This window comes from Clostridium omnivorum (assembly GCF_026012015.1).
Classification (GTDB): domain Bacteria; phylum Bacillota; class Clostridia; order Clostridiales; family Clostridiaceae; genus Clostridium_AX; species Clostridium_AX omnivorum.
On record NZ_BRXR01000001.1, the window covers coordinates 3,443,732 to 3,464,559 of the forward strand.

General features: G+C 30.6%; 25 protein-coding genes. 21 read left to right on the forward strand and 4 right to left on the reverse strand.

Annotation, left to right across the window (positions count from 1 at the left end):
* The first annotated feature begins 159 nt into the window (after nt 1-159).
* From bsdE14_RS16120 to bsdE14_RS16130, 3 genes are all read left to right on the forward strand, one after another.
* On the forward strand, nt 160-927 hold the full coding sequence (locus bsdE14_RS16120) for a protein kinase family protein (protein ID WP_264851026.1): 768 nt from the start codon (nt 160-162) through the stop codon (nt 925-927).
* Nucleotides 928-966: 39 nt separating this feature from the next.
* Nucleotides 967-1,281 (forward strand): DUF503 domain-containing protein, encoded by a 315-nt coding sequence (locus bsdE14_RS16125; protein WP_264851027.1) that lies wholly within the window; start codon nt 967-969, stop codon nt 1,279-1,281.
* Between the two features lie 72 nt (nt 1,282-1,353).
* The gene (locus bsdE14_RS16130) at nt 1,354-1,725 is read left to right on the forward strand and encodes a DUF3783 domain-containing protein (RefSeq protein WP_264851028.1); all 372 of its coding nucleotides are present in this window, start codon (nt 1,354-1,356) and stop codon (nt 1,723-1,725) included.
* A 51-nt stretch (nt 1,726-1,776) separates the two neighbouring features.
* Here the strand turns inward: bsdE14_RS16130 and bsdE14_RS16135 are convergent, their stop codons facing one another.
* Nucleotides 1,777-3,111 (reverse strand): ferredoxin reductase family protein, encoded by a 1,335-nt coding sequence (locus bsdE14_RS16135; protein WP_264851029.1) that lies wholly within the window; start codon nt 3,109-3,111, stop codon nt 1,777-1,779.
* A gap of 318 nt (nt 3,112-3,429) precedes the next feature.
* On the opposite strand from bsdE14_RS16135, the gene bsdE14_RS16140 reads away from it, so the two are divergent.
* Nucleotides 3,430-5,595, forward strand: a complete 2,166-nt coding sequence (locus tag bsdE14_RS16140; protein ID WP_264851030.1) for a diguanylate cyclase domain-containing protein — start codon at nt 3,430-3,432, stop codon at nt 5,593-5,595.
* A 33-nt stretch (nt 5,596-5,628) separates the two neighbouring features.
* On the opposite strand, the gene bsdE14_RS16145 is transcribed toward bsdE14_RS16140, so the two are convergent.
* Nucleotides 5,629-5,898, reverse strand: coding sequence for a hypothetical protein (locus bsdE14_RS16145; RefSeq protein WP_264851031.1), 270 nt, complete (start codon nt 5,896-5,898; stop codon nt 5,629-5,631).
* Nucleotides 5,899-6,148: 250 nt separating this feature from the next.
* On the opposite strand from bsdE14_RS16145, the gene bsdE14_RS16150 reads away from it, so the two are divergent.
* From bsdE14_RS16150 to bsdE14_RS16190, 9 genes are all read left to right on the forward strand, one after another.
* Nucleotides 6,149-6,472 (forward strand): CGGC domain-containing protein, encoded by a 324-nt coding sequence (locus tag bsdE14_RS16150; protein ID WP_264851032.1) that lies wholly within the window; start codon nt 6,149-6,151, stop codon nt 6,470-6,472.
* Nucleotides 6,473-6,506: 34 nt separating this feature from the next.
* A complete protein-coding gene (locus bsdE14_RS16155) occupies nt 6,507-7,076 on the forward strand; it encodes a bifunctional transcriptional activator/DNA repair enzyme AdaA (RefSeq protein WP_264851033.1) in 570 nt (189 codons plus the stop codon).
* Nucleotides 7,077-7,190: 114 nt separating this feature from the next.
* A complete protein-coding gene (locus bsdE14_RS16160; RefSeq protein ID WP_264851034.1) occupies nt 7,191-7,622 on the forward strand; it encodes a GNAT family N-acetyltransferase in 432 nt (143 codons plus the stop codon).
* Nucleotides 7,623-7,648: 26 nt separating this feature from the next.
* Entirely contained in the window at nt 7,649-7,828 is a 180-nt protein-coding gene (locus tag bsdE14_RS16165; protein ID WP_264851035.1) for a GNAT family N-acetyltransferase, read from the forward strand.
* Nucleotides 7,829-7,830: 2 nt separating this feature from the next.
* A complete protein-coding gene (locus tag bsdE14_RS16170; RefSeq protein WP_264851036.1) occupies nt 7,831-8,034 on the forward strand; it encodes a DUF5808 domain-containing protein in 204 nt (67 codons plus the stop codon).
* 77 nt (nt 8,035-8,111) lie between these two features.
* Entirely contained in the window at nt 8,112-8,663 is a 552-nt protein-coding gene (locus bsdE14_RS16175; protein WP_264851037.1) for a GNAT family N-acetyltransferase, read from the forward strand.
* A gap of 94 nt (nt 8,664-8,757) precedes the next feature.
* Nucleotides 8,758-9,279, forward strand: a complete 522-nt coding sequence (locus tag bsdE14_RS16180) for a GNAT family N-acetyltransferase (protein ID WP_264851038.1) — start codon at nt 8,758-8,760, stop codon at nt 9,277-9,279.
* A 360-nt stretch (nt 9,280-9,639) separates the two neighbouring features.
* Entirely contained in the window at nt 9,640-10,938 is a 1,299-nt protein-coding gene (locus bsdE14_RS16185) for an MFS transporter (RefSeq protein WP_264851039.1), read from the forward strand.
* Between the two features lie 83 nt (nt 10,939-11,021).
* Nucleotides 11,022-11,600, forward strand: a complete 579-nt coding sequence (locus tag bsdE14_RS16190; RefSeq protein ID WP_264851040.1) for a winged helix-turn-helix domain-containing protein — start codon at nt 11,022-11,024, stop codon at nt 11,598-11,600.
* A 285-nt stretch (nt 11,601-11,885) separates the two neighbouring features.
* Here the strand turns inward: bsdE14_RS16190 and bsdE14_RS16195 are convergent, their stop codons facing one another.
* Nucleotides 11,886-12,515 carry a class I SAM-dependent methyltransferase gene (locus tag bsdE14_RS16195; protein ID WP_264851041.1) on the reverse strand — a complete coding sequence of 210 codons (630 nt, stop codon included), beginning with the start codon at nt 12,513-12,515 and terminating at the stop codon, nt 11,886-11,888.
* A 175-nt stretch (nt 12,516-12,690) separates the two neighbouring features.
* Entirely contained in the window at nt 12,691-13,071 is a 381-nt protein-coding gene (locus bsdE14_RS16200; protein ID WP_264851042.1) for an RrF2 family transcriptional regulator, read from the reverse strand.
* Between the two features lie 400 nt (nt 13,072-13,471).
* On the opposite strand from bsdE14_RS16200, the gene bsdE14_RS16205 reads away from it, so the two are divergent.
* The 8 genes from bsdE14_RS16205 to bsdE14_RS16240 all read left to right on the forward strand — a co-directional run bounded on the left by bsdE14_RS16205 (nt 13,472) and on the right by bsdE14_RS16240 (nt 20,763).
* Complete coding sequence (locus bsdE14_RS16205; protein ID WP_264851043.1) at nt 13,472-14,365, forward strand: alpha/beta fold hydrolase; 894 nt, start codon at nt 13,472-13,474, stop codon at nt 14,363-14,365.
* 209 nt (nt 14,366-14,574) lie between these two features.
* Nucleotides 14,575-15,090 (forward strand): GNAT family N-acetyltransferase, encoded by a 516-nt coding sequence (locus bsdE14_RS16210; RefSeq protein WP_264851044.1) that lies wholly within the window; start codon nt 14,575-14,577, stop codon nt 15,088-15,090.
* A 344-nt stretch (nt 15,091-15,434) separates the two neighbouring features.
* Nucleotides 15,435-16,295 (forward strand): cytochrome b family protein, encoded by an 861-nt coding sequence (locus tag bsdE14_RS16215; RefSeq protein ID WP_264851045.1) that lies wholly within the window; start codon nt 15,435-15,437, stop codon nt 16,293-16,295.
* Between the two features lie 315 nt (nt 16,296-16,610).
* Nucleotides 16,611-17,171, forward strand: a complete 561-nt coding sequence (locus bsdE14_RS16220) for a histidine phosphatase family protein (protein WP_264851046.1) — start codon at nt 16,611-16,613, stop codon at nt 17,169-17,171.
* Nucleotides 17,172-17,266: 95 nt separating this feature from the next.
* A complete protein-coding gene (locus bsdE14_RS16225; protein ID WP_264851047.1) occupies nt 17,267-17,821 on the forward strand; it encodes an AAA family ATPase in 555 nt (184 codons plus the stop codon).
* Between the two features lie 137 nt (nt 17,822-17,958).
* Complete coding sequence (locus bsdE14_RS16230; protein WP_264851048.1) at nt 17,959-18,831, forward strand: helix-turn-helix transcriptional regulator; 873 nt, start codon at nt 17,959-17,961, stop codon at nt 18,829-18,831.
* Nucleotides 18,832-19,048: 217 nt separating this feature from the next.
* Nucleotides 19,049-20,020 (forward strand): phosphotransferase family protein, encoded by a 972-nt coding sequence (locus bsdE14_RS16235; protein ID WP_264851049.1) that lies wholly within the window; start codon nt 19,049-19,051, stop codon nt 20,018-20,020.
* 194 nt (nt 20,021-20,214) lie between these two features.
* The gene (locus tag bsdE14_RS16240; RefSeq protein WP_264851050.1) at nt 20,215-20,763 is read left to right on the forward strand and encodes a DUF6652 family protein; all 549 of its coding nucleotides are present in this window, start codon (nt 20,215-20,217) and stop codon (nt 20,761-20,763) included.
* Nucleotides 20,764-20,828 lie beyond the last annotated feature (65 nt).

Genomic DNA, 20,828 nt, shown 5'->3' on the forward strand with positions numbered 1-20,828 from the left:
AGTATATGTTTATACATATTATATCAAAATTTTACCTAAATTTACATAAGCCGAAATAAATTTGTCGAAATATACCTGGCATAACCCTCTAAAAAATTCATATGGATACGTATATTCAATAGGCGCAAAATATAACACAAGTTACGAAAGAGGTAAAGTATGCTAAGTATTAGAACTAGAAAAAGTAGAAAAAACAAAGTAGTAAAAATTTTGCAGGTTAAGGATTTGAAAATAGACCATACAGAAAATAAAAGCTTTACTGAGGTAGAAGAAGAGCTGACACTAGAGCAGTATGTGAAGGATAGGGATTTTTTAGAGGCAAAGGATGTATATAATATTACTTTGAGCTTATGCGAAACACTGATCAATTTAAATAGTTTAAACTATTCTATTGAGTGCAGTCAGCTTATCCCTTCAAATATTACCATAAATGATAACATGAAAATTTATATAAAGAATTTAGGAGTTTCAAAGTATTTTCATTTAAGCAATAGCAATTCTATGAGTATATCAAGCTTTAAAAGTACATATGATAATCAGCAGAAGCTTGAGCAAATTATAAATACTTTGGGTATACTTATGTATTTTATGGCTACAGGTAAAGAACCAGTTACAATGTTACAGCCGCTTTTAGAGGATAGCTATGGCAGCAATGTAGAAAGTAATCTAAAAAGAATAATACAAAGGTGTTTTCATATTGATATAAAAAAGAGATATGTTTCAATTGAAGAGCTAAATAAAGAAATAATTATCCAACTTATGATAAAAAATAAATATGAAAAGATAGAAAAGTTATGCAGCACTTATAGTGATTCAAGTAATCCTTTAGGTTATAATAGGTTAACAAGGGTACATAAGCGTAAAGCTAAAAGAAACTTTAACACAGTATTATCGAAGATTAACGCTACTTTATCAACATTATTATAAAGTAATAAATAATTTATATTTTAAAATGGGTGAGAGCTTATGAAAATTTTAATTATGAAAATTACACTAAGAGCTTCTTGGGTACATTCCTTAAAGGAAAAGAGAATGGTTGTAAAAAGTATTGTTCAAAAGCTTAAGAACAAATTCAACATATCTGTAGCTGAAGTTGATGAGCAGGATATTCATCAGATCATAGTTATAGGTATTGCTGCAGTATGCGGAAGTTCAGCTCAGGTGGATTCTACAATGGAAAATATAATTGATTTTGTTGAAGCTAATACAGATGCAGAATTAGTTGATATTGCTAGAGATGATGCCATTGGATATTTTGATGATAATAAGCTTAATATTTAAGCTTTACTGTAAATATTGGTGTATAATAGATGTAATATATAATCCTTAAAGTTTTCTGAAAGGGATGAGATAATGAAACCAACAATTTTATTGTTTAATATAACGGATAAAACTAAATATGCCAATATTTTAAAGGCGGCCATGCCGCTTAAGGTGAGAATTAAGAAGGTAGACAGGGAGGATTATCTGCAGCCAATTGGCTATTTAGCAGGTAAGAAGGAAATTGCTTCTGTACCAGAAAAGTACGAAGGTTCAGAGTTTGATGAAGAAATGCTTTTGATTTCTGATTTTACAGATGCAATGCTAAATCAATTGCTGAATGCTTTGAGAAAATCAGCTGTAAAGATTAATTTCAAAGCTGTTTTGACTCAGACTAATGAAAAATGGAACCCAATACAGTTATATGAAGAATTAGGTAAAGAGCATGAACAATTAAATAAATAGGGTAATAAGCTAAGGGGTCTGTGCAATACACAGACCCCTTAACTTCAGCAATTAAATTGCAAACCTCTCAAAGTGAATATTTTCTTTAGGTACTCCTAAACTATTCAAGTTCTTAATTTGAATATCCATCATAATAGGAGGACCACAAATGTAAAAGTCATATTCAAGTACATCCTCCAAATATTTTTTAATAATATTAGTGTCTATATAACCCTTTTCTCCTGTATAAGTATTATCATTTGAAAGAATAGGCACGAATTTAAAATCTTTAAATTTTGATGTATAGTCATCTAACTCATCTTTACATATAACCTCAGATAGATCTCTGGCACCCCACAGCAGCACCACTTTTTTGCTATTATCAGTTGAATTCATATGCCTTAACATTGCTAAAAAAGGAGTTATTCCTATGCCGCCAGCAATAAAGCATATTTTTTTATTTTCAGGTCTTTTTAAATATGAAAATGAACCAAAAGCTCCATCAATATATGCACTATCACCAACCTTTACTTTGCTTAGTTTGTTTGTAAAGTCGCCGAGTTGTTTTACTGTTATAGAAACAAAATCCTGCTCAGAAGGGTCTGAGGAAATAGTAAAGGGATGCTCATCACGTGGGACTTCAAGATTATAGATTCTCACATATAAAAACTGGCCAGGAAGATAATTAAAAACTTTCCCCTGCGATGGCTTGAATTTAAGGGTGACAATGTTATTAGAGTTATTAATAACTTCAGATACAGTATATTTTTTGTTTTTATTAAAATATACCTTAATTATTTTATGATTAAAATATAGCGCAAATGGTACAACAAAATAAATTATTAATATGGTTTCTAAATAAATATTTGAACTAACGGAATATGCAAGTAAAATATGAACTAAGAGAACTATGAGACCTATAAGTGTAATGTTGTGTATCAAAACCTTATATTGATATTTAAGGTTGAGCATCTTATTCAAAAGGCTTCGAATATAATCTGCAGGTTTAAATTTGAAGAACAGTTTATTTATCATCATAAGTATGCTGAATACGCTTATACTAATAAAAATTATAAAGGCAGCATCGCCTAAAGAGGTTTGAAAGGATTCTGAAAAGTAGATTTCTTTTAGCATCTTATGTGTAAAAGCAAAAATTATGGCTAAAACAGCAATTATCATATGGAATCTGTATATTCTGTCCATGCCGAAGAGCCTATCAATAATCTTAGTTCTTGATGTTAATAAAAACTGAAAAGCAAAAAGTACATAAGCTGTTATTCCAAATATTCCAGATAAAATTAATAAGGAATCAGAGTTACTGTTTATAGAAGTTGTAACATAAAAAGTTGATGGTAAAATAGCCGCAAAGATATAAAAGAGAATCCATAATAAACGTTTTGATTTCATTCTAACACGTCCTTTATACTAAAAATAAAATTTTATATTAAGAAATAATCGTTGTTATTTAAATTGTAGTACGATTTGGTAAATAATTCAATAATGTTTTTCCTTGGTTTTCTCCAAGTTTTTACTATATATTTTAATTTAACTAAGAAATAATTGAAATATAGCGTTAGTGGGTGGAAAAAAAACTAGAAAAAGGGGTGTTTTTCAATTATAATATGATTAATAAGTAGGTTTTAAAGATTATGTAATAAGTGGTAGAAATAAGTAAAATAAAAAAGTGTGTTCTTACAAAAAGAGATTTAGTAGGAGAGTTGTTATATGAACAGACAAGCTATAAGAGGAAAAATAGATATGCTACTTAAAGAAGTTGATAAATTAAGATTTATTGATTCGAGACGGGCAATGGAAATTTCAAATGATGCACTTATTTTATGTAAACAAATAGACTACGTACTTGGTGAGAAATTAGCTAATTTTTATATAGCAAACTGTTATTATAATATTGGTGAAAATGACAGTGCATTATCTTTACTACTTGATTCTCTTCATTATTTTGTTAAGGAAGAATTACAGGATCTTAAATGGATGGCATATAATTTACTTGGAATTTTATTTCTTCATATTGGTGATATGGATAGAAGTATGGATTCTCATAATAATGCTCTGGCAGCTGCTGAAGAAATTGATAAAGGGAAAAAATATAACAGTGAATTTAATTCTAAAAAGTCATTGGTAAGAACTTTTAACAATATATCAGAAAATTATAAGGAACTTAAGCAATATAAAGAAGCATTGAATTTCTGTAAAAAGGCATATGATATTGATATAGAATTTGAGTATAGTTTATCACAAGGTATAGTGCTGTTGTCTTTAGGTGAAATATATTATTTAATGGGAGACTATGAAAAGGCAGATAATATTGCTTATAAGTCACTAGAGTATATAAGAAAATATAAGTATATTATAGCTGAGGCAGATGCATATAAATTGATGGCTTTAACCTCATGGAGAAAAGGCAATTATGACAAGGTAGATGAATATTTTCATATCGCAATGAATTTAAATGAGAAAGAAGCAGTACCAGGTTATTATATTGATTCGTTAATAAGTTATTTTGAATATCTAAAAGAACAAAATAGAAGTACTGAAGCTATAGAAGTATTAACTAATGCATGTAATTTATCAATACAATTCAAGTTGTTTGAAAAGACATCTAAAATATCTATTATGTTATCAAAGTTTTATGGTGATTTGGGAGATTATAAAAATTCTTTCGAATACACTAAACTTCATTATGATTATGAAGAATTATATTCAGAGACATATCACACTAATATTATCAATAGTCTAAATATAAAAAAGAAAATTCAGGAGATTGAAAAAGAGAATAATAATCTACAGATTCAAAGGCAATCATTAGAAATGCTCGTTGATAAAATTTCTATAATAAGTGAGTTAGGTCAAAGAATAACCTCCACATTAAATATGGATTTATTAATGGAAATACTTTATTCAAGCATTAAAAGTTTTATGAAATTATCGTATTTTGCAGTTGGTCTTTACGATGAAAAGGATTTTTCTGTGAAGTATTTATATATTATGGATAGGGAACAAAGAAAAGAACCACAAGCTGTGCTAATTAATGAAGGACAAACTATTGTAGGGGAGTGTATCAATAGTAAAGAAATAATTGTAATTAATAATGCAAGAAAAGAGACAAAAAGATATATGGATGAAGCAACATTTGATAGAATGTTAAAATATAAAAACAATGCTGAATTAAATTCACTTATGTTTTGCCCTCTTATTATTAATACAAAAGTTATTGGAGTAATGACAGTACAAAGTGAAGAAGAAGAAGCATTTAATCAATATTATGTGGAAATGCTAAAATCACTGTCTGCATATGCTGCCATTGCAATTAATAATGCTATGAAATCAAAAGAATTAGAAGATCTAAATCAAGTTTTATTGTCTTTGGCTGAAAAAGATCAATTAACTGGCATAGCTAATAGAAGGAGATTTGATGACTATATTGAAAATACTTGGAATGCAAGTATGGAAAAGGGAGATAATTTAGCACTATTTGTTATTGATATAGATTATTTTAAAGAATATAACGATAATTATGGACATTTAGAAGGCGATAAATGCCTAGCTTGTATTGCTAAGGCCTTATCATCTATAAATATCAGACCATATTTTATTGCAAGATATGGTGGAGATGAGTTTATGATTGTGCTGTCAAAATGTTCAAGTGGGGAAGCTATTAAATTTGGAGAATTTATAAAAACTACAATTGCAGTGCTTAACATTCCTCATGAATTCTCAAAAATATCAGATAGAGTTACATTGTCAATTGGTATTGCATGCATGGTTCCTAATGAAGATATTAAACTTAAAGAATTTATAAGACAAGCCGATGAGCAGCTTTATGTTGCTAAAAAACTTGGTAAAAATCGAGTTGTATATCGAGGTTGCTAGGGTGATATTCTAAAACCACTGCATATATAAGAATTAGTAAATTGTATGATATAACTGCATTAATAAAGCTCCTTGTATATTTACAAGGAGCTTTGTATTAAGCAAAAGCATCAACCATGTTGTGATTGTAATATTGTTAAGTCTATTGTATATAATGCTATCAATATTATTTTTAATACCACTAATATCATTATTATCTAAATCAAAGAATCTGCCTATATTATAAGATATTTCACTTGATATTAAGTCTTTAGCATAACTCATATATCCGTTTATGACTTCAAAGGAATTTATTCCGTTCATGCAAATCACCCCTTCAAAAGTTACATCGTTATTTATAACCAAAACTTTAGAATAAATGATAAAATATAGTAAATTAGGTATATATTTATGTTTTGCAATTATATAGTATAATTACTTTATTGGATGTTAATTGAGTATAGTTTGCATTTTAACAAAATATTACTCAGCAGAAAACAGGAAGATTTCCTTCTTTTAAAAATGATATACTTCTAACATAAAATAAATTTGTGTGAGGAGCTGTTTTATAAATATGAGTAAAATTGGTATTATCAACTGTTATAATGAGAGCAGAACATGTTCAAGCTATGGATGCTTTAAAGCTTTTAATAATAGAGAGGGATCCTTTAAAAATTATGATAGTAATTCAGAAGTAATGTGTTTTGTTCACTGCAATGGATGCAGCGAAGATTCTGTGCAACAAGTTTTGGAGAAATCAAGAATAATGAAAAATAAGGGTGTTGATACTATTCACTTATCTACATGCATAAAGCTAAAATGTCCACTGTATAATAAGTTTATTGAAGCTTTAGGCAAGGAAATTGATATTGTAGGATATAGTCATGATGTAGATTAAGCTCTTAAAATTAGAAGTTTATGGAGGCCCTAATATGAGAAATAGTGGCATGATATCTGAGAATGAAAAGTGGAGAGCGGTAATAGATTGTGATAAGCAGTACGATGGATTGTTTTATTACGCAGTAAAAACAACTGGCATCGTCTGCAGACCATCCTGCAGGGCTAAAACACCATTGAGAGAAAACATATTGTTTTTTAATAATATTAGTGATGCCATAAAAGAAGGCTTCAGGCCATGCAAGTTATGCAGACCAGATATAACTAATCATGATTATGAGCCTAATAATGAACTTATTCAAAAGGTAAAGGAAAAATTAGATCAAAACTACAGTGAGCCTCTACATTTAGAGGCTATTTCCTGTGAATTTGGTATTAGTGCAAGTCATCTAACCAGATTATTTAAAAGCTTTTATGGGATTTCTCCAATATATTATATTGTTAAATTGAGAGTAGCTAAGGCAATTGAAATGTTTGAACAGACAGACAGGAGCATTCTTGATATAGCCTATGCTGCTGGCTTTAGAAGCTTATCCAACTTTTATAAAAGCTTTAAAGAACATACAGGGCATACGCCAAATGAATACAGAAGGGGCAGCAATTGATAGCAACATCAATAAGTTTTTAGAGGAATAATGTAATTCACTGCAAGTAGATTTGTATGGATAATGTTGTCATTTGAATATATAATTTATTTTAAGAGAATGGGGGTTTTCACTGTGTATCAAATAGTTGATTATCAGAAGGATGATTTTCATACTACATCTGATCCCAGAAAAATAGATATTGATGCTGTATGTTCACTTCTTGCAAAGTCTTATTGGGCAAATTCTCGAGAGAGAGATACAGTTATTAAATCATTAGAGAATTCACTATGCTTTTCTTTATTTCATAAGGAAAGACAAATTGGGCTAGTGAGGGTTATTACAGATGGTGCTACCTATGCATATTTATGTGATGTTATAATTGATGAAGAGTATAGAAATAAAGGATTAGGAACTTGGTTTTTTGAATGCGTTATGAAGCATCCTGATTTGCAGGATTTAAGAAGGTGGAGCCTTGTTACAAAAGATGCACATGAGTTTTATAAAAAGTTTGGCTTCAGTGATTTAAGTAATCCTGAAAAGTATATGGAAAAGTTCAATGGCTAATGTGGGAAGGGGAATTGGGATGGATAATGAGATTTGCACAGGATGAACTTAATTTAAAGCGTTTAGTTGCAATAGCTTATCCTGATAATAAAAGATCTTGTAATGTTATTGAAAAGTTAGGATTTATATATAAGGGAGAACAAGAACATTTTAATGTAAACTTTTCTTATTATGAGCTTGAGTTAAGTAAAATAAAGGAGAATTAAACATGAACAAAAGAAAGTGGACAAAAGAAGAAATTGAAGAGTATAGAAAAATACATGGCGCTCTTTTTTACTGCAATAAGGAAGATTCTAATTTTTTTATTCCAAAAGCCTATGGAATTGGATTAACAGTGAACTGGGCAAACCCAATTACTTGGATATTCATTTTAGCAATTATACTGCTTATTGTTGTACGTAAATTTTTATAAAAAATTTTATTCTTTTATGGTGCTGCAATGGTACGTCATAGAAGAGTCAATAAATAGTAATTCATGGAGGTCATTTAATGAAAAAAGTATATGAAACTGAAAGACTTATATTAAAGGTATTAGACAAGTCCTATGCACAATTGGTTATAGATTATTATTTAAGAAATAAGTCTTTTTTAGAAGAGTGGGAAGCAGGGAAGAGTGAAGAATTTTATACAAAGCAATATCAAGAGGTACAATTAGCCAATGAGTTATCTAATATTGAAAATAAAAGGTCTTTCAGGTTATGGGTTTTCAAAAAGGAAGATAGTAGTAGAATAATAGGTTCTGTTGGCTTTAACAACATTGTATGGGGAGCATTTCTATCTTGTCATCTTGGTTACAAATTAGATAAAGATGAAATGAATAAAGGTTATATAACCGAGGCAATTCAAAAGGGAATTGAAGTTATGTTCAATGAATTTGGACTACATAGAATTGAAGCCAATATTATGCCTAAAAATAAACGCTCCTTAAGGGTAGTTGAGAAGTTAGGATTTTATAACGAAGGGTTGGCATATAAATATTTAAAAATGAATGGTAAATGGGAAGACCACATACACATGGTTTTATTAAACGATAATATATAATAAAGATTCTTCGCATTGTTCCTAAAGAATTTAATAATCAAGAATTTAGCGTTAACACAACTTAGTAAAATACTACGATGTTAAGGAGGACTTTATGTCAGATATTATAATCAAATTACTTGAGGAGTCAGATGAACAGGAACTTTTTACATTTGAACTTAAAAATAGGGCTTTTTTTGAGAGAGTAGGCTTCCCAAGAGGAGATAACTATTATGAATTAAATAATTTCAATACAATAATAAAGAAGTCAATTGAAGATCAAGAGAAAGGATTAGCATATATGTATTTAATTAAGAATCATACAGGAATGATTCTTGGTAGAATAAATTTATTATCAATTGAAAGAGGAATTTTTAATAAGGCTGAACTGGGCTATAGAATGGGCGAGGAACATCAGGGAAAGGGATATGCAACAAGCGCTGTAAAACTTGTTTTAGATGAAGCAGCCAATAAGCATAAGCTTCATAGGATAGAGGCTGGGACATCACCTAATAATATTGGATCCCAAATAGTATTAATAAAGAATAATTTCCAGTTTATTGGGCGTTTTAATAAATATATCTATAAGAATGGAGAATGGTGTGACAGCATATATTTTGAAAGAGTACTTGATTAAATATATACTGACAAATACGGCTAAGACGCATTCTTCTTATATTGTAACTAAACAATACTTTCATTATCCATATAATCAATTGTTAAGTAGTCTGTATTCATTATGAGTACAGGCTTTTTTTGATAATTAATTACCATAAGTTGTATTATTAATTCATTAAAGTGATAAGGACTTGTAATTTATTCTACATATAAAGGTTTAGTTGCAAGAGCTAAATACAATGTTCAAATATTGTTATGGAACCTGCTATTGAGAATAATAAAGATATAATTTTATATTGCTATTTTTTTACTTGTGCATTAAAATATATTTATCGTTAAAATAATTTTATCGTAAAATATATTTTAAAGGGGTGGTCATATGAACATAAAACTTTTAAGGCATAAAAATTTCTCTCTGCTTATAGCTGGAAAATTTATTTCGTTGTTAGGTACTCAGATGCAGGACTTTGTATTATCATTATATGTACTAAAGCAAACCGGCTCTGCTACATTGTTTGGATCAGTACTTATTGCTGCTTTAATTCCTCAGTTGTTATTTTCACCTTTTGCAGGAGTTATTGTGGATTGGATGGATAGAAAGAAAATAATAGTTTATTTAGATTTATTAAGCGGTACAGTAGTTGGGTTATTTGCTTTTATTTATTTAACTAAAGGAACTCTATCTCTAACTAACATATATGTACTTGTTATTGCACTGACTCTTATATCTGCATTTTATCAGCCTGCAGCAGGAACAATTATTCCTTCAGTTATAGAAAAAGATGATCTGGTGGACGCTAATGGAATAAATTCACTCATAACTAATATGGGTAATCTCATTGCACCTCTAGTTGCAGGTGCCTTATTTGGGTTTTATGGAATGATACCAATATTAGTCCTAAATTCCTTTAGTTTTATTGCAGCAGCTTTTGGAGAAATATTTATAAATATCGATAAAGTAAATAAGATGCCTGAAAAGATTAGCTTTCAAACATTTAAATCTGATTTTGATGAAGGAATAAAATTTATAAAGGATAGAAATATTCTTCTTCAGATAATAATTTTAGCTCCTATCATTAATTTCGTATTTGATCCCCTTTTTTCAACCGGATTAACATACATAACAAAAAAGCTTTTGCAAGTATCGGATTTTGAATATGGTCTGATGCAGATGATAATTGTAGCGTCAATGCTGTTATCTCCATTTATTGCAAGTAAATATGCAAAAAAATATACCCTTGGTAAAATTTTGTTTATTGATGTTCTTATATCTTCTTTATTAATTGGAATAATGGCTGTTGTATCTTCACCAATATTTATCGGCTTGTTCAGCAATAATCTGATTCCTTTTATATGTATTATTTCAGTATGTTTTATTATTGGGATGGTAATAAGTACTGCGAATATAGCATTAAGCTCACTATTTCAAAAAATAGTGCCAATTTCTATGATGGGAAGAGTAGGAACCGTGATGAACACTTTTTGTATGGCAATTGTTCCTTTGGGGCTCTTAATATTTGGATTCTTATTTGATATAATAAGTGCATGGGTTAGCGTATCAATTGCATCATTTATATTGTTGACAGCAATACTTTGCTTTAGGAAAACTTTATTCAACACTAATGACGACATAGAAATTTCAATTGTTACTAAAAGTGAATTTGATGCAATAAAATAGAACATTAATATGTGATATGCTATACTGCTTTGTGTAATAAACTTAAGAAATTTATAATATATAGATTAATTGGAGGATGCAAAGTGGAAGAAAAAAAGGTACTTACAACCATTGAAGAAGTTAAGGCAATTTCAGATCCTTTCAGATATAGAATTTTAACAGCCTTTTATAAACTCAATACCCCTGCAACAGTTAAAGAAATAGCTTCAGAAATAAATGAAGTTCCTGCAAATGTGCATTATCATGTTAAAAAAATGGAAGCATCAGGCATACTGAAACTTGTTTTCACTAGGGAGATAAAGGGTATTATTGCAAAGTATTATGAGCCAACAGCAGAAAATTTTCAAATAAAATGTTCTTCAGACTTGGACACTGTAAGCAATAAACTTATTCTTGCAGAAAAGCAGAGGATGCTGTCCCAAATTTATGATTCAAGTAAAAATATTTTTATTGAACAACTAAGTTATTCATCTAAAAACAACGAAAAGGATCCAGGAACTATAATTTTGGAGGATTTATACCTGAATGATACGGAAGTTCAAGAATTTAAGAAATATATCGAAGGTTTTATTAATAAGCATAAAAAATATCCTGAAAATGTATCAGGAATTAGTAGAAATCATTTATTTGTTAGTTTCTTCAAAGAGAAAAACGAAGAATAGTGACTTCATAATCTTCTTAGCTTTGCAGAAGTACCCTTATGGTGTAAAATTATACTATAAGGGTATATAGAAGAGTATGTTACTCCTTTGAGTTGGAATACATAAACAAAAGATTTAATGAACTTGCTGATTGAAATATATCTCAGACTTCCCATATAAAATAGTGGTTACTCTAAAACTAAAAAAATAGAACAAATGGTGTTCTATTTTTTTAATTTCTTATATGATTAACCTAGAATAGGTTTTATTTATATTCTATGATTCTATTTGAGACCTTTATCAGCTTTACATTTCTTTTCTGCATTTTATCATTAAAAAGTTTACTGGAGGTTTATCTGGGTTCTCCTTATTTATTTCATCAATCTCTATAAAATCTAAAAGCCCATAATTTCCAAACTCTTTCTCTATTGACTTAGAATCATAGAAAAACAGTTTTACCCCATACGTTGTTTCATAATAATTTTCAGCAAGCTTCGTGCCATTACCGTACATTGGAGCTTTTTCTGAAACAGCCGTAAAAATCATATATCCACCTGGTTTTAAATGGTTATAGCAATCATTAATAAACTTTTTTCTTTCATCTTCGTTTAACAAATGAATAAGAGCAAAGCTAACTACACCATCATAGAGTTTATTTTCAAAAGGCATATCTGATACTGACCCATGATAAATTTTATTATTAATTCCATTTTGCCTTGCTATATTAATGGCTGTTTGAGAAATTTCGATTCCTGTAATCTCCATGTTATTATCAATAAATGGTTTTGCATTTCTTCCATATCCAATACCTGGTATTAAGATATCCTTTAGATTATTTTCAGCAAAGTAATCTGCTACTATAACTGCAATGTTTGATGGCTCAAACCCCCACATTGCTTGCTTTTCTACAAAACTTTTTTCCCAAAACTCTGACATATAAACATCTCCTTTAAAAATTTTTATTATTTTACTATTAATATAAATCTTATTGTAGACTAAACATTGTTAACAAGCTGTTTATAACAAAAATATAATCAATTCAATCAAATATATTACAGACTGTATTTATCTATAATTAGAGTATAAAAACACCTATGAAATTAATGCGTTTTTATATAATTTCAAATAGTTTTTTATTTTTAAGATAAGTTTCCATTATATTCGCTGCTTCTTCCATTGCTTTTTGTATTTTGCACGCATGATTTTCATCCATTTCACATGTAAACATAGGGCTACTTCCTTCTGTTGCTTTAATTACATCTAAAAGTGAAATATCTTCTTTGCTTTTACGCAAAATATAACCACCATTTACACCAGGAGTTGATTGAATTATATTAGCTTTTACTAACTGTGTTAAAATCTTTGACAAATAACTCGGCGAAATATTTAAATGGTTTGCCAAAGGATGCAAACTTAAATTATCTCTTTTATCATACTTAATCATATATGCAACTATATGTAATGCATAATTAGTAGCTTTGGTATACTTCATATTAATCCTCCATGTACCATTAATCAGATATTACAGACTGTATTTGTCTATAATATACCCATTCATACTTTTAGTCAATACTTATTAATGATTAAGTAACTTTTATTATGTTTTTTATCGAAACCTATAAATTCCAATTTGTAGAGTTGAGGTAACTTTATTTTGGCTTCAGTTCAGTTTGAACGTACTTAAATCATAACATATGGCTGATATGCAATAGTATTGATAGTTAATTACCATAAGTTGTATAATTAATTATTAAAGTAATAGGAAATTGTAATTTATTGTGAAGTAATAACTACTTATTCACAAATTGATAAACAAGAATTTATGTAGGCTTTAGTGATGCGCTCATGATTAAGACGGTATCAATATAAAAATACTAAGGAGGATATATGTTATGGCACGCGTTAAGGCAAATGGAATACAAATTGAATATGAGGTTTTTGGAAAGAAGACAAATCCTACAATAGTGCTTATTGCAGGAAATGGTGCCCAGTTAAATTTTTGGGAACCAGATTTTTGTGAAATGCTTGCAAATTATAATTTACAAGTTATACGCTTTGATAACCGCGATGCTGGATTGTCTACAAAATTCGATGCAGCTGGTATTCCTGATATGAAAAGAATATACCAGGAGGCACAAGAGGGAAAACCAATTAAAACAGCATATACATTGGAAGATATGGCTGATGATGTAGCTGGTTTGCTAGATGCATTGGAAATAAAGAAGGCTCACATCTGTGGTGCTTCTATGGGAGGCACCATTGCTCAGGTTTTTGCCTATAGGCATCCTTCGCGTATATGTAGTTTAATTTCTATTATGTCATCTACAGGTAATCCGAATAATCCACAAATATCACCAGAAACATTGGCGATTGTTACAGCAACACCTCCAACTGAACGGGATGCATATATTGATTATACTTTACATATGTGGAAAAATATTTGGAGTAAGGGATTTCCTTTTGAAGAAGAACGTGCAAGGCGGTATTGTGAAGAAAGCTATGATCGTTCTTATTATCCACAAGGAGCTGTACGCCAAAATGCAGCGTTAGTTGCTAATGGTGATAGGAGACAACACCTTTCATTATTAACAATTCCGACATTGGTGATTCATGGAACAGCAGATGTATTGTTTTCTGTGGAAGCAGGAAAAGATACAGCACGCACAATACCTAATGCTAAATTACTTTTGATAGAAGGAATGGGACACGATATGCCTAAGGGAACATGGAAATGCATAGTCGAAGCTATTGCAAATCAGGTAAACAACACATCTCATTCATGCTAATGGAAAGGTGTAATCCTGTTTATTATGTGCACAGAAAATAGATTGATTATTATCACAAGTTCCAATTTGTGGTTAAGAGTTATTTCACATTTTTCATATAAACCGTCGCATTGGTAGGTCAATGCGATGGTTTATATAAGAATACAAGATAACTGAATAAATAGTAATTTGTATCGCAGATTTTAATAGGACTTATAGGAGGAAATAGCATGGTATTAGAAACTCAGAGATTAGTTTTAAGAGAAATGACACAAGCAGATTTTCCGACTCTTTGTAAAATTTTACAGGATGATGATGTAATGTATGCTTATGAGGGTGCATTTAGCCTTGATGAGGTTCAAGGATGGCTTGACAGACAAATTGAACGATATAAAGAATTTGGCTTTGGCCTATGGGCAGTTGTTCTGAAAGAAACGGGTATAATGATAGGACAATGTGGGTTGTCAATGCAAGATTGCAACAACAACAAGGTATTGGAAGTCGGATATCTTTTTCAAAAAGATCACTGGCATCACGGATATGCAAGTGAGGCCGCAATCGCCTGTAAGGAATATGCCTTTGATAAGCTGAATGCTAAAGAAGTATATTCTATTATTCGAGATACAAATATACCGTCACAAAACGTAGCCATGCGAAATGGAATGACTTGTGTAGATAAATTCATCAAGCATTACCGGGGCATCGATATGCCTCATCTTCTATTCTATGTTAAGAAGATATTATGAGTATAATACGAAATGGGATAAATTTCAATTGTTTAATTGAACATAACTAGGATAATATGTATTTTAGGTACTCGTATTTTTGAATTTGTTACATTATTTGTATTGGAAAGTAGAGAACATCTATTTCTATTAACGTCCTACTACCCATATAATCAATAGTAAAGCAGCCTGTAATCATAATGAGTACAGGCTTTTTTATTGATAATTAATTACTATAGGTTATATAATTAATATATTAAAGGAATATGGACTAGTAAGATAGTACGAACATTATTCAATCAAATAAGAGAGATATACATTGAATAAATCCTAATATATATTGCGAATTTTAAGGTGGTAAAAGAATGAGAATATTTCAAACATGTTTTTTTATAATTGGAATCATATTCTGGTTAATAATAGGACTTATAATAGCACTAAATTCTAATTGGATTTTAGGCATTAAAAAAAATGCAACGAAAGAAAAATATAAATATAATTATTTAGAAAGTTTTTCTAGAAGAAAGGTATGGGATATAAGTAGGGTTAGCCCATGGAAAGTTATTTGGTTTATAATCGTTATGGGCATAACAATTTACTTTCTTAAACCGAACCTTCTTGATATTCCTCAATTAATAACTGGAAAACTAAATTATGTCACTGGGGAAGTAGTAGAAATAAAACATTATAGCAAAGACCCAACAGACTATGTTTATCTGTCTACAGGAGAAGAGGTTGAATTTTTCTTTTCATCTGGTGTAAGTAAATATGATTCTTATAAAATAGGATATCTAACCCATACCCATAAAGCAATTTATTGCGAGAAAATCGTTTTGGGCAGTAATAATGAAAAGGCAGGAAAGGTTATAGGGTTCCCTTTTAAAGATATCTTGTTGTTCCTTGCTATACTAGGTGCAATAATCTTTTTAGCATTTATTTCACCATTTATTAAATTTAAAGTATTCATACCAACAACTATAATTGCCATTCCGACATTTGCTTATTATTTTACGAAATATGGAATGCAAAATGGTATTTGGGTTTCGGTTAAAAATGAAGGCATATTTGGTTTAGTTATGAGCATTATATTTTCAATAATGATATTTTTTATGTATTTACTTGAAAAACGAAAGTCTGATGATTTCTATAGAACTTATTTATGTGCGCAATTATTTTCGATTTGTGAATTAGGATTACTTATATGTTTAGTGTTTAATTTGGACTAAATAAACTAATACTAAAAGAATATTTTTGAACTATATATCAGATAGCTATTTCACAGTATTGCTTGGTTTTCAAATGACAAGGTAAATTCTAATTACTTCGCATTCTTTTTATATTGTAACTTACCAACAATTGTAGCTTAAAAATATTTGAACTATTTGTCAACTTCTCATTATCTATATAATTAATTCTTAAGTAGCCTGTATTTATTATGAATACAGGCTTTTTTATTGATAATTAATTACCATAAGTTGTATAATTAATTATTAAAGTAATACGGACTTGTAAATTATTGCGAATTAAATGGAGGATGTTATATGGCACAATTTTATTTAGTTAGACATGGACAACCAGATTATAGCCCATGTGATGAAAGAGGATATATAGGACATGGCAAAGATTTGGCGCCTTTATCAAAAGAAGGTATAGCACAAGCATTGGCAACAGCATTAGACCCGAGATTAAAAAGTGCAGATATTATTGTATCTTCCCCATATACAAGGGCTTTACAGACTGCTGCAATTATTTCTCAAAAGACAAATATTGATATAACAGTAGAGATGGACTTACATGAATGGATGCCTGATTTAACCTTTCAATATCGTGTATTTGAAGAATGTTTAGACTTAACAAAAGATTTTAATAATCATAAAGGTATCTATCCTAACGGAGAGACAAGACGATGGGAAGACTTAAATTCATTAAGAAGTAGAGTTAAAAAGGTTGCTGATAAGTACGCTAATTATAATAAAGTGATAATGGTATGCCATGAAATGGTTATAAGAACATTGACATATGCAGAAAGAATTGCCCCTGGTGAAATAATTGAGTGTCATTATGAAATAGGAAAAAGTGATGAACTTTATTCTTTCGCATAATAAACAAGAATTAATTCACAACTTTCTTATATTACGTCTCATTGGAAGTCTATTAACAATTAAAAATCATGCTTTATTGAGTGAGGTTAAAGGAAATGGCAAGAGGAATTATTATTTTTGGTTCAGCTGGTTCTGGAAAAACAACATTGGGAAAATTGGTTGCAAAAAAGCTTGATTTTCCTTATTTCGATATAGACGATTATATTTGGAGAAAAGATACAGATCAACCTTTTACCATTATGTATACTCACGAGGAAAAAATCAACAAATTGATGACAGATATATCAAAAGGAACTCATTTTGTGATGGCGGGCTCTATGGATAGCTTTAATCAACCATTTGTCCCATTATTTGATTTAGCAATACATATTACAGCTTCCATTGATATTAGAATTGCCCGAATTAATAGGAGAGATTATGAAGTATATGGAGAGAGAATTATGGAAGGTGGAGATATGTATGAAGGACACTGCCGTTTTCTTGATAACTCAGCAAGATATGATACCGATGGTTCTCCATGTATGAGTAAGCATGCACAATGGGCTAATTCGTTACCTTGCAAAGTATTTCGGCTAAATGGAGATGAGGACTTAAATAAGAATGTTGAAATAATAGTCCATGAATATTTGATGCAGGATTCTCAAAGATAAGTTTAAATGTAAGGCAACTCAATAAATAGTAATTTGAATTGATGATTATTTTATAAAGTCAAAAAAGATAAAGCAAAGAAAGTCGAGAAATCCTCTTTCAAAGTTTCTATAATAGGAATTGTCAGGAGGTGATGCAGATGACAGAAAAAGTGGAAGCAGTTCAACGGATGCAAAATTATATCGAGGCTCATTTAACAGAACGCATTACGCTTACAGATTTGTCTGAAGCGGCCTTTTTCTCTCCGTGGTATTCCGCCAGGTTATTCAAAGAAATGACTGGGTTAGCCCCGGCAGATTACATCAGGCGGCTCAAACTATCCAAATCCGCACTTAGGCTGCGTGATGAGACCTGCAGGATCATCGATGTGGCCTACGATATGGGATTTAGAAGTGTGGACAGCTATCAACGAGCATTCTTTCGGGAATTCGGCTGTAACCCTAAAGAATATGCCTTAAATCCGATTCCTCTGTCTTTGTTCACTCCCTATGGCGTAAAATTTAGAGAACTTTGGAAGGAGCCGAATAACATGGAAAATATTAAAAATGTCTTTATTCAGGTAATTGATAAACCCCATCGCAAGGTTATCATCAAGCGCGGTCAAAAGGCAACGGGATATTGGGAGTATTGTCAGGAGGTTGGCTGTGATGTATGGGGTTTACTCACCAGCATGAAATCTTTGTGTGGAGAACCAGTGTGTATGTGGCTACCTGAGCAGTACCGCAGACCGGGAACTTCGAAATATGTGCAGGGCGTCGAGGTAGCTGTCGATTACAACGGTCCTGTTCCCGATGAGTTTGATGTAATCATGTTGCCCAAGGCTAAATATCTGATGTTCCAGGGAGAACCCTTCGCCGAAGAATACTACTGCGAGGCAATTGAAGTACTTCAAGCCTCTATGGACCGCTATGATCCGGCAGTAATTGGATATGCCTGGGATGATACCAATCCTCGCATACAGTTAGAACCTATTGGAAAGAGAGGATATATCGAACTGCGGGCAGTTAAATAAGTGTTCGATTGTGTTAGTGTAAGCATAATGCAAAGCTAACAAATTTCAGCTTGTAAATTCCAATTTGTTTAAAAGTCTGTATTCATAATGAATGCAGACTTTTTTATTGATAGTTAATTACCATAAGTTGTATAATTAATTATTAAGGTAATATGGACTTGGAAGATAAGACGAATCAAAATAAATATATGTTTTAAAGCAATGAGGAGTAATCAATATGGAAAGTATAACAAAATCAAAACTAACCTCTGAGCAAATTAATATGATGACAAGACAAGCATTCGGAAATAGAACAAAACCGGAAATAATAACAGAGTTAGCTGATGGCTATTTTAACACTGCATATATGTTAACTCTCACAAATGGATTTAAAACGGTACTCAAGGTTTCACCACCTAAGGAGGTGGTTGTAATGAGGTATGAGAAAAACATCATGGAAACTGAGGTGTATGTTTTAAATAAGATTAAATCACTTGGAGATATGCCGACTCCAAAGGTTTTTTATTATGATCAAAGTGGAGAAATTATTAAAAATGACTTTTTCTTCATGGAGTTTGTAGATGGTGTACCACTCAATAAGATACGTTCAGAACTTACAGAAGAACAGTATAGAGAAATATCATCTGAACTTGGTGGGATTGCGCGAAAAATCCACAGTATAGAAGGCAGCTATTTCGGATATATATCACAGGATGATAAGAAATTTGACACATGGGATCAGGCTTTTTTATGTATGATAAAGGAGTTACTAGCCGATGCCATAGATGCTAGGGTTATACTCCCTTACGATTATGATAAAATTTACAATATGATATATGAAAAGCGTGAGGTATTAAACATAGTAAAAATGCCATCGCTTGTACACAAAGATTTGTGGGACGGAAACATATTTATAGACCCTAAGACATCAAAAATAACAGGTATTCTTGATTGTGAGCGTGCAATATATGGAGATGCACTACTAGATCCAGTATGCGGTTTTCTTTTAAATAATAAAGATTTCATGCAAAGTTATAAAGGAAGGATATACCTTGAGAAGGAAGAGGAAATAAGGGCAGTTCTTTATCAAATATATCTTTATCTTATTATGGTTATAGAATGCTCTTATCGTAAGTATCCTGACGAAAATCAATCTAAATGGTCAAGTATACGACTTGAAGAAGCACTAGTTGACCTTTTGAAATTATGAGAATTTATATTATATAATGCTCTTTTAAAATGTCACATTTGTAGGACTTTACGAACATAATATCTATTTTACGCAATGACATAATTCAATAATCTACATAATAACTGAATTGACCATATGGAATACTATTGATATTATGGTGTTATAAGTACAATACTATGAAGAACTAACAATTTGTATTAGGCGGTGCATCAATGAAAAAGCTGTTAACTATGCTTGTAGTCTTCGTCTACATGGTACCACTATCGCTTTTCTTGACTTTTTATCAGATTTTTACAAAAGAAATGAAAAATTCTTTTAAATTTGCCATTTTTGCGATTCCATTGTTACTCATGATTGTGGTGTTTATATTGGTAGCTTTAAACATCATGGTCGCGGTACATTCCATAGTACGGGCACAAGATTTGTCGTTCAGAACAGTTATGATTTTCAAATTGTGTCTTATACCATTTTATTTACTCAATTTTGTTTGCTGGATGTTTGCTTCAATGGTATTCCATATTGCAATAATTATCTGGCCGATGATTCCATTTATCATTGCATACACTTATCTTACCTTGCTTGGAACATCCACATTTGTAATAGCTAAACTATTTTCTTTACGCAAAAGCAAAATAATTACCACAAAACAATTTGTCCTTCATTGTATATTACAGCTTATTTTTACAGTAGATGTGATAGACGCTATTTATTTAGCGACAAAGCAAAAAAAGTTTAAATCTCTTTTGGTGCTAAAACAATAGATTATAAGCATTATCTGAATATACAGCTATGTAACGGCTTTCAAAAAAGCAACCTCCACAAATCC